Origin of the sequence: Vibrio sp. D54, assembly GCF_021728075.1 — a bacterium.
GTDB lineage: Bacteria > Pseudomonadota > Gammaproteobacteria > Enterobacterales > Vibrionaceae > Vibrio > Vibrio alginolyticus.
Window position 1 is genome coordinate 1 of the sequence record NZ_JAKKCS010000035.1, and the last position, 7,945, is coordinate 7,945.

A 7,945-nucleotide genomic window follows, 5' to 3' on the forward strand; every position below is an offset into this window, starting at 1 on the left:
GGACGACATAGAAAAGTGGGGTGCGTAGAATCGTATAACAAAGCATTTAAGAGTGATTCGCAACGCTTGGCAGTTTCGCTTCGCTCAAGTATAGCCAAGCGTCGCTCACACCTTAATGCGGCGTTAGGTGCTTGATGGAAAAGGTAAGTATGGAAATTGCTTTTCGGCAGATAAACATTGATGATTTCGAATTATGCGTTGCCGCGAGAAAAGATGCCTACTTTTGTAGCTTTGGGCATTACGATGGTTTCGACGACTTCATCAGTGGTTATCGTGAACGAGTCTTTGAACGGTTAACGACATCAGGATGGTTCTACATCCATGTATTTGTGGATGGTCAGTTTGCAGGGCAATTAGAGTTTCGTAGTTTTTCACCTGAACCGGAAACTGGCTATGTCCATCTCATTTACTTAAAACCGAATTTTCGTGGATTAGGACTCGCTCCAAAAGTGCAGGATTATATAGCAAGCACTTTGATTCAGGTGGGTTGTTTGCGGGCAGTACTTTCAGTAAGTCGGACTAACCGTCGAGCTCTTACATTCTATAAGCGCCATGGTTGGGAGTTCGTGCGTGAGAATCCTAAGCACGATGAAACAGACTTTTACCAACTTTGGCTACGCACCTAACAAACAATTTAAGAGTGATTCGGCACGCGTGGCATTTTTACTATGCGTTGGTTTTAGTGGTTTAGGTGGTATGCGGCAGCTTCGGTATTGCGTGCCTCACACCTTAATTGGGCGTTATGCCTCAAGGAGAAAAAATGGTGCAAGGATACAGAATCAGCACGGATAAAAGTCACCTCGACTTTGAGGTGATTTACGAATTTATCTCAGAAAGTTACTGGGCGTCAGGAATACCAAAGCATACCCTAGAAAAAGCTATTTCAAATTCCTTTTGTTTTGGTGTCTATGACAGCCATGATTCTCAAGTAGGCTTTGCTCGCCTGATAACAGACAAAGCAACGTTTGCTTACCTTGCTGATGTATTTATAGTAGAGAATCACCGAGGAAAAGGTTTGGCCAAGTGGCTCGTTGAAAGCATAGTGTCACACCCTGATCTTCAAGGTTTAAGACGCGTGGTATTGGCAACAAGAGATGCGCATGGTTTGTATGCACAATACGGTTTCCAACCAATCGAAAACCCAGAGATACTAATGCAAATTTGGCATCCAGATGTTTACCGTGAGTCAGAGGCATAACAAACGCTTTAAGACGGATTCGCAACGCGTGGCATTTGTGGTTTGCGGTAAATTTAGTGATTTAGGTGGTATGCGGCGGCATTGGTATTGCGTTGCTCACCACTTAAGCGGGCGTTAGTTGCCAACGAGGAAACGCAGCTAAAGCAGAATGTTTAGAGTTAAAATCAGAGTGTTTTTGGTGGCGTTCGTACTTCAATTTTGAATCGTTCGGGTTTGTGAAAATCGTTCTCAGGTTTCTTTTGTGGTTGGATTTTCTGTTTCAGAAACCGATTTGTTTGTTGAAAGTCAGCTTTGTAATATTGTCTTCTCAAAAGATTTTTTTGGTGTTGTTAGTCCGTTTTCTACGGCGCTATCTGTTCCAAGTGGTTTCAGTGACAGGCGCTTTGAAACCGCGCCTGATTTGAGTTTACTAAAACACGTATAGCTAGTGTTGGCAAAACGGCAATCGACTTCAAATCAAAGCTTTAGGTTTGGCAACTAACAAAGCATTCAAGAGGGATTCACAACGCTTGGCAGTTTTGGTTTGAATTGGCTTTAGTGTTTACAGCACAATGGTTTAGTTTGGGTGGTAGCGTTGTTCACCCCTTAATGCGGCGTTAGTCGCCAGAAAAAGCTAGCTGTCAAAATCATGTTTCTAAGCTCAAAATTTGGCTGCTTGTTGTTCGGTTCCCAGGTTCATCGTTGTTGGTCCAAACTCATTTTCAGCGGTTTTAAGTCCAAAGCTTTGCAATTGTCCTAGCGGTTGTTTTGTTCTTTGGTGCTGACAGAACAGGGCAATCGAGAGTCTGTTTTTGGTTGCAACTCTGCTCTGTGAGTTTGTTGGTTCAAAAGCTGATCTACTCGCTGAAAAGGCGTTTTCTCTGGTGTGGTAAGTTCCACGTGGTTTCAGTGACTTTGTTGAAAGTCCGCACTGTGAGATTGGCCTTCCAAAAGCGCTTTTGGGGGTTGTCAGCCTGTTTTCTACGGCGTTGTTTGTTCCAAGTGGTTTCATTGAGTAGCTGCTTTGAGACTACGCCTGACTTAAATGCATCAAAGCACATAAAGTTTGTTGTTCACAAAGTTTAGTTCGGCTTAAAATTGTCGCTCGGTGCCTCGCGACTAACAAACTGCTCAAGAGGGATTCGCAACGCGTGGCATTTTTACTATGCGTTGATTTTAGTGATTAAGGTGGTTTGCGGCGGCTTTCGTATTGCGTTGCTCACCCCTTAGCAGGGCGTTATAGCTCTGGTCAGTTCCGCGATCCAAAATTCAATTACTACGTTATTCACGTATAGTTTGCCATCCATACGTAACTTGCGTACACTTTGCTTATGAAAAGTGTATTTGTTGAATCAACCATATTTGAAAAGTACCGAAATGAATACCTCAATGACGAGGAGTTTCGACTGTTCCAAGCTGAACTTATGTCGAATCCGAAACAAGGTGATGTAATTCAAGGTACAGGTGGTTTGCGGAAGGTTCGAGTAGCAAGTAAAGGTAAAGGAAAGCGTGGTGGTTCACGTGTTATTTATTACTTCCTCGATGAAAAGCGTCGTTTCTATTTGCTAACCATTTATGGCAAAAATGAAATGTCAGATTTAACCGCAGATCAAAAGAAACAGTTAAAGGCTTTTATGGAGGCGTGGCGCAATGAGCAATCGTGACCTATTTGCAGAACTAAGCTCAGCACTTGTTGAAGCTAAGGAGCACTCAGAGGGTAAAGTAACTCTGAAAACTCATCAAGTTAATGACATCAGTGAATTAGATATATCACCTGATGAAATTGTTAGTATTCGTGAGCAGTTTAATATGTCTCGTGGCGTATTTGCTCGTTTGCTACATACATCATCACGTACGTTGGAAAACTGGGAACAAGGGCGCAGCGCACCAAATGGACAAGCTGTTACTCTTCTAAAATTGGTACAGCGTCACCCAGAAACTCTGTCGCACATCGCAGAGCTATAACAAAGCATTTAAGAGTGATTCGCAACGCTTGGCTGTTTCGCTTCGCTCAAGTGTAGCCAAGCGTCGTTCACACCTTAATGCGGCGTTATGTGCTACAGCGAATTCTTAACCATAAATGCTAATCTTGGTATAAAACTAGGTCTGAATAATCTAACGTGCTGTATATGGTTCTTTTATCCGCATCACATTTTCTCATTGTAAGTTGGTATATTTTTGGGAACGTTGTTCTTTAAATTGGTTGTTGGGCAACCCATTAGATACGGGAGGTATGAAATGGCGAAAATATTTTCAATTATCTGGCTTACACTACGTGATCTAGCAAAAACGAAAAGTGAAAATCCAGATGACGAAGAGCTGCCAAAAACTTTTAATAGTATTTTGGATATAGCTAAACAAAGAGAGCCAAAGTCCTATGAAGAGTTCAAGGATAAATAGGGCAAAACGCACATAACAAAGCATTTAAGAGTGATTCCCAACGCTTGGCATCTTTCATTCAATCGTTGGGTTTTGTGTTTACGGTGGTATGGTTAAATTTCGTGGAAGCGTTGCTCACACCTTAATGCGGCGTTATGCGACAAGGCAAAATTTTAGGTTTCTTCTAATTTAATCTCTCTGGCAATTCGCTTTTGGGTTTCGGCAAATCAGTATTGTCGGCTCAAATTCTTGAATCACTCCAACCGTAAAACATGCCAAAGTTCGTGATGTTGCCTCATTCAAAATTGTATTTTGTCGGGGAAAGTTTTTCAGGCGTAAAGTGTGGAAAGGGCAAGTTTACAGAAAGTCCGTATTCGCTGAAATTCCGGCTCGTTAGGTTTCTCACAAGTAAAAGCCAAATCTTTGCTTTAATGTCGTGTTCCGCGCTTGTGGCGGCCTTTTTACAAAACGTTGAATTCGCTGGTTCTTGAATCACAAAAAGTTACCTACGCGTTTGTGGTTTTTCGTGTTTAAGGTAATGTTTTCGTTGGCCAATTTAGCGTTTGCGTACACCTCGCATAACAAACAATTTAAGCAGATTCGCAACGCGTGGCAGTTTTGGTTTGCAGTGAGTTTTGTGTTTAAGGCGCAATGCGGTAGCTTTTGTAATGCGTTGCTCACTACTTAATTGGGCGTTAGGTGCTTGATGGAAAAGGTAAGTATGGAAATTGCTTTTCGGCAGATAAACATTGATGATTTCGAATTATGCGTTGCCGCGAGAAAAGATGCCTACTTTTGTAGCTTTGGGCATTACGATGGTTTCGACGACTTCATCAGTGGTTATCGTGAACGAGTCTTTGAACGGTTAACGACATCAGGATGGTTCTACATCCATGTATTTGTGGATGGTCAGTTTGCAGGGCAATTAGAGTTTCGTAGTTTTTCACCTGAACCGGAAACTGGCTATGTCCATCTCATTTACTTAAAACCGAATTTTCGTGGATTAGGACTCGCTCCAAAAGTGCAGGATTATATAGCAAGCACTTTGATTCAGGTGGGTTGTTTGCGGGCAGTACTTTCAGTAAGTCGGACTAACCGTCGAGCTCTTACATTCTATAAGCGCCATGGTTGGGAGTTCGTGCGTGAGAATCCTAAGCACGATGAAACAGACTTTTACCAACTTTGGCTACGCACCTAACAAACAATTTAAGAGTGATTCGGCACGCGTGGCATTTTTACTATGCGTTGGTTTTAGTGGTTTAGGTGGTATGCGGCAGCTTCGGTATTGCGTGCCTCACACCTTAATTGGGCGTTAGCTTTATAGGAGAAATTATGGCTACACAGCAAGAAGTAGATAAGTTTTTAGACCTTGTAAACGAAATTACAGAGTTGACAATAGATGATTTAATCTATGACTCAAAATGGGGCAGTATAAATTTTGAAAAGGCGAAAGCTGATTTAACTCGTCTATATGCGTTATGTAACCATTTCAAAGTTCTTCCACTAGAGCAATTGCCAAGCGATATCGCGCAGCAAATGGTTTCTCAAGGAACGCCTATACGCAATACAGTAAAGAATATTCGCGAATATACAATTGAGCAGGAAAACCCTTCGGGAGTTCGAGATCAATACATTAATCTTGTTCAAACCCAAGTTGATCAGTTTTATAAGTTCTCTCACATTTATGTTCCGTACTTGGCATATCAAAAAGGTGAGATTCAAAATAACATTGAACAGTTAACAACTTCAGTCTCTCAAGCCAAAATACTTTTGGAAAACGCAGAAGTTGAAACGAAAGAAAAGAGTGGCGAAATAGAATCAATAATCCAAGCTGCTAGAGAAGCTTCTGCAAGTGCTGGCGTAGCGCACTTTACCGCTGATTTTGAGCAAGAGTCTTCCACGTTAGAGTCCCAGGCTAAAATTTGGTTAAAGGCAACTGTTGGTTTAGCTGCTATATCGTTAGCTTTTGCACTCTACTTTTTGTTTTCGGACCCAGATATCTCAAGTGTGGCGAAGGCTATTCAATTTATCTCTTCAAAGATCTTGATATTGGTTTTGCTCATAATGGCGACATTGTGGTGTGGCAATATGTATAAAGCAACTAAACATCAGGCCGCAGCAAATAAATTTAAAGGTAACTCACTAAAGACCTTCCAAGCATTTGTTAAAGCAACTGATGATGACTCTGTCAGGGATGCTGTTTTGGTTGAAACAACAAGGGCTATCTTTAATGAAAGTGCCACTGGTTATTTAAATGTGGATAGTAGTACTACTGAGAAAAGTACAAAAGTAGTTGAGGTCATCCGCACAGGTGTGCAAGCAGCTACAGCCGCCAGCAAAAGCTAACAAAGCATTTAAGAGTGATTCCCAACGCATGGCATTTTTCATTCCATCATTGGGTTTTGTGTTTACGGTGGTATGGTTTGGTTTCGTGGTAGCGTTGCTCACACCTTAATGCGGCGTTAAGTTGATGGAGGAAATAGTGAATCAAAATAGCAAATTACTGACAGGAGTTTATGTATCTGGGCTTATTTATATAGCCACAGAAACTCTTGCATTTTCTCCACAAGAGGGAAGTATCGGGCGTGGCAATGTTTCAATGTCTGGTCCGATTAATCGACCCGAGTTTTTGCCTTGGTTGCTCATTGCTATCGGTATGTCTTGTGCTCTAGTCCTAATCTTCTTTGGTGTGAGTGAATTTTTCCGAAGTTACAAAAATATAATTTCACGAGATTTCAGGTTGTTAAAAAAAGCGAAAGATGAAATCAGGGAGCAAACTGGTATCGCACACCCAATCGGGACAGTAAATATCAAATCACTTTTCAACCCAACCGCTTCACTAGGCATATGGATGACTTCCAAGGGAACGTGGAGTAGTGTGTTATCTATCACGTTAAATCCAATTACGTATGCTTGGTTAGTGGTAGTATCATTTATCAAAACATTTTTTATAAACGATGGCTTTAAACTCTACTTATTGCCGTCACTATTCAGTTTTGGTCCATTATTTCATGGTTTGTTGGTGTTGGGTGGAATATCAACTTAACAATCTGTTTAAGAGTGATTCGCAACGCTTGGCATTTTTACTATGCATTGGTTTTAGTGGTTAAGGTGGTCTGCAGGGGCTTCGGTATTGCGTAGCTCACACCTTAACAGGGCGTTAGGCAAATGGAGATAGGCGTGAGTTTAAGGATAATTGAAGTCGTAGATTTTCAGTCGTCGTGGGCTGATGATTTTAACCGAGAGAAAGCGTTAATCTCTAATGCGTTAAGCCAAGAAAATGTGGTGGAAGTTCACCACATCGGTAGCACTTCAGTTGAAGGTTTATGTGCGAAACCAATTATAGATATTCTGCTCGAAGTTAAATGTCTCAGTGAACTGGATGAGCAAAGTTACTTGATGGAATCGTTGGGCTATCTTGCTAAAGGTGAGTTTGGTATCCCGGGTAGGCGTTACTTTCAAAAAGGTGGGGTTCAACGAACTCATCAAGTCCACGCTTTTCTAACAGGTTCACATGAAGCACAAAGACACATCGCTTTTAAAGAGTATCTTATCGCTTTTCCTGAAGTGGCCGATGAGTATGGTGTGTTAAAGAAAACTGGAGCAGCAATCTGCAACAATGACATAGATGTATATTGCCGTCATAAAGATAGCTTTATTAAAGAGCATGAGACTAAGGCTCTCAACTGGAAATTTGCCTAACAAAGCGTTCAAGAGGGATTCTCAACGCTTGGCAATTTTGGTTCTAAGTTTAGCTTTTGTGTTTATGGCACAATAATTTAGGTTTGGTGGCTTGCGTTGTTCACCCCTTAACGCGGCGTTATGTGCTAAGGTAAAGCAAGTTGTAACGTTCTCACTGTGTTTATTTTAAAAGGATTTATTATGCACGCGATTTATTTACCTCTACTGATCTTTATTGTTTATGCAGTGGTCAACTCAATAATTGGATTCTTTTTAGGTGAAAGGAAACTGAATAAAGGTGTAGCAGGGGCAATTTTTGTATTTATATTCGCATTTATCCCACCATTAAATTTCATTTTCTTAGCCTTGTTGTACTTTAAAAAAACGCCGTTGAATGCACATAATTGATCTTTTTGTGAGCAATACAAGGTTAGGCCCTTAACTGTTAATGTATTGAATACGTTGTACAAGCGCACATAACAAACTGTTTAAGAGTGATTCGCAACGCGTGGCATTTTTGGTATGCGTTGCGTTTAGTGTTTAAGGTGGTATGCGGCGGCTTCGGTATTGCGTTGCTCACACCTTAACAGGGCGTTATGTATCCGAGTTTCGAAAGAATGATTGCACTATTTAATATGAAACAGGTTTGATTGTTTTGAGTGTGTTAGAGTACTTTTTTGTTTCAGTGAGGTACGTACAGTGTCAGTA

10 protein-coding genes are annotated in these 7,945 nt (G+C 41.2%); 9 read left to right on the top strand and 1 reads right to left on the bottom strand.

Annotated features, from left to right (window positions below):
- Positions 1-149: 149 nt before the first annotated feature.
- The gene (locus L3V37_RS23315; protein ID WP_237307270.1) at positions 150-626 is read left to right on the top strand and encodes a GNAT family N-acetyltransferase; all 477 of its coding nucleotides are present in this window, start codon (positions 150-152) and stop codon (positions 624-626) included.
- 137 nt (positions 627-763) lie between these two features.
- Positions 764-1,198, top strand: coding sequence for a GNAT family N-acetyltransferase (locus L3V37_RS23325; protein WP_237307272.1), 435 nt, complete (start codon positions 764-766; stop codon positions 1,196-1,198).
- Positions 1,199-1,838: 640 nt separating this feature from the next.
- On the opposite strand, the gene L3V37_RS23340 is transcribed toward L3V37_RS23325, so the two are convergent.
- Complete coding sequence (locus L3V37_RS23340; RefSeq protein ID WP_237307252.1) at positions 1,839-2,189, bottom strand: hypothetical protein; 351 nt, start codon at positions 2,187-2,189, stop codon at positions 1,839-1,841.
- A 319-nt stretch (positions 2,190-2,508) separates the two neighbouring features.
- Here L3V37_RS23340 and L3V37_RS23350 point away from each other — a divergent pair, with 319 nt between their 5' ends.
- The 7 genes from L3V37_RS23350 (at position 2,509) to L3V37_RS23390 (ending at position 7,258) form a co-directional block, all read left to right on the top strand.
- Positions 2,509-2,841 carry a type II toxin-antitoxin system RelE/ParE family toxin gene (locus L3V37_RS23350; protein WP_237307255.1) on the top strand — a complete coding sequence of 111 codons (333 nt, stop codon included), beginning with the start codon at positions 2,509-2,511 and terminating at the stop codon, positions 2,839-2,841.
- A complete protein-coding gene (locus L3V37_RS23355) occupies positions 2,828-3,142 on the top strand; it encodes a DNA-binding transcriptional regulator (RefSeq protein WP_119912653.1) in 315 nt (104 codons plus the stop codon). Before L3V37_RS23350 ends, L3V37_RS23355 begins: the two co-directional genes overlap by 14 nt.
- Before the next feature lie 273 nt (positions 3,143-3,415).
- The gene (locus tag L3V37_RS23360; RefSeq protein WP_165387153.1) at positions 3,416-3,577 is read left to right on the top strand and encodes a hypothetical protein; all 162 of its coding nucleotides are present in this window, start codon (positions 3,416-3,418) and stop codon (positions 3,575-3,577) included.
- A 700-nt stretch (positions 3,578-4,277) separates the two neighbouring features.
- Positions 4,278-4,754: a GNAT family N-acetyltransferase gene (locus tag L3V37_RS23365; protein ID WP_237307270.1), complete on the top strand. Its 477-nt coding sequence runs from the start codon at positions 4,278-4,280 to the stop codon at positions 4,752-4,754.
- 134 nt (positions 4,755-4,888) lie between these two features.
- Complete coding sequence (locus L3V37_RS23375; protein ID WP_065971067.1) at positions 4,889-5,902, top strand: hypothetical protein; 1,014 nt, start codon at positions 4,889-4,891, stop codon at positions 5,900-5,902.
- Between the two features lie 136 nt (positions 5,903-6,038).
- Positions 6,039-6,602, top strand: coding sequence for a hypothetical protein (locus L3V37_RS23380; RefSeq protein ID WP_237307266.1), 564 nt, complete (start codon positions 6,039-6,041; stop codon positions 6,600-6,602).
- Between the two features lie 134 nt (positions 6,603-6,736).
- Complete coding sequence (locus L3V37_RS23390) at positions 6,737-7,258, top strand: GrpB family protein (protein WP_237307268.1); 522 nt, start codon at positions 6,737-6,739, stop codon at positions 7,256-7,258.
- Positions 7,259-7,945: the final 687 nt, after the last annotated feature.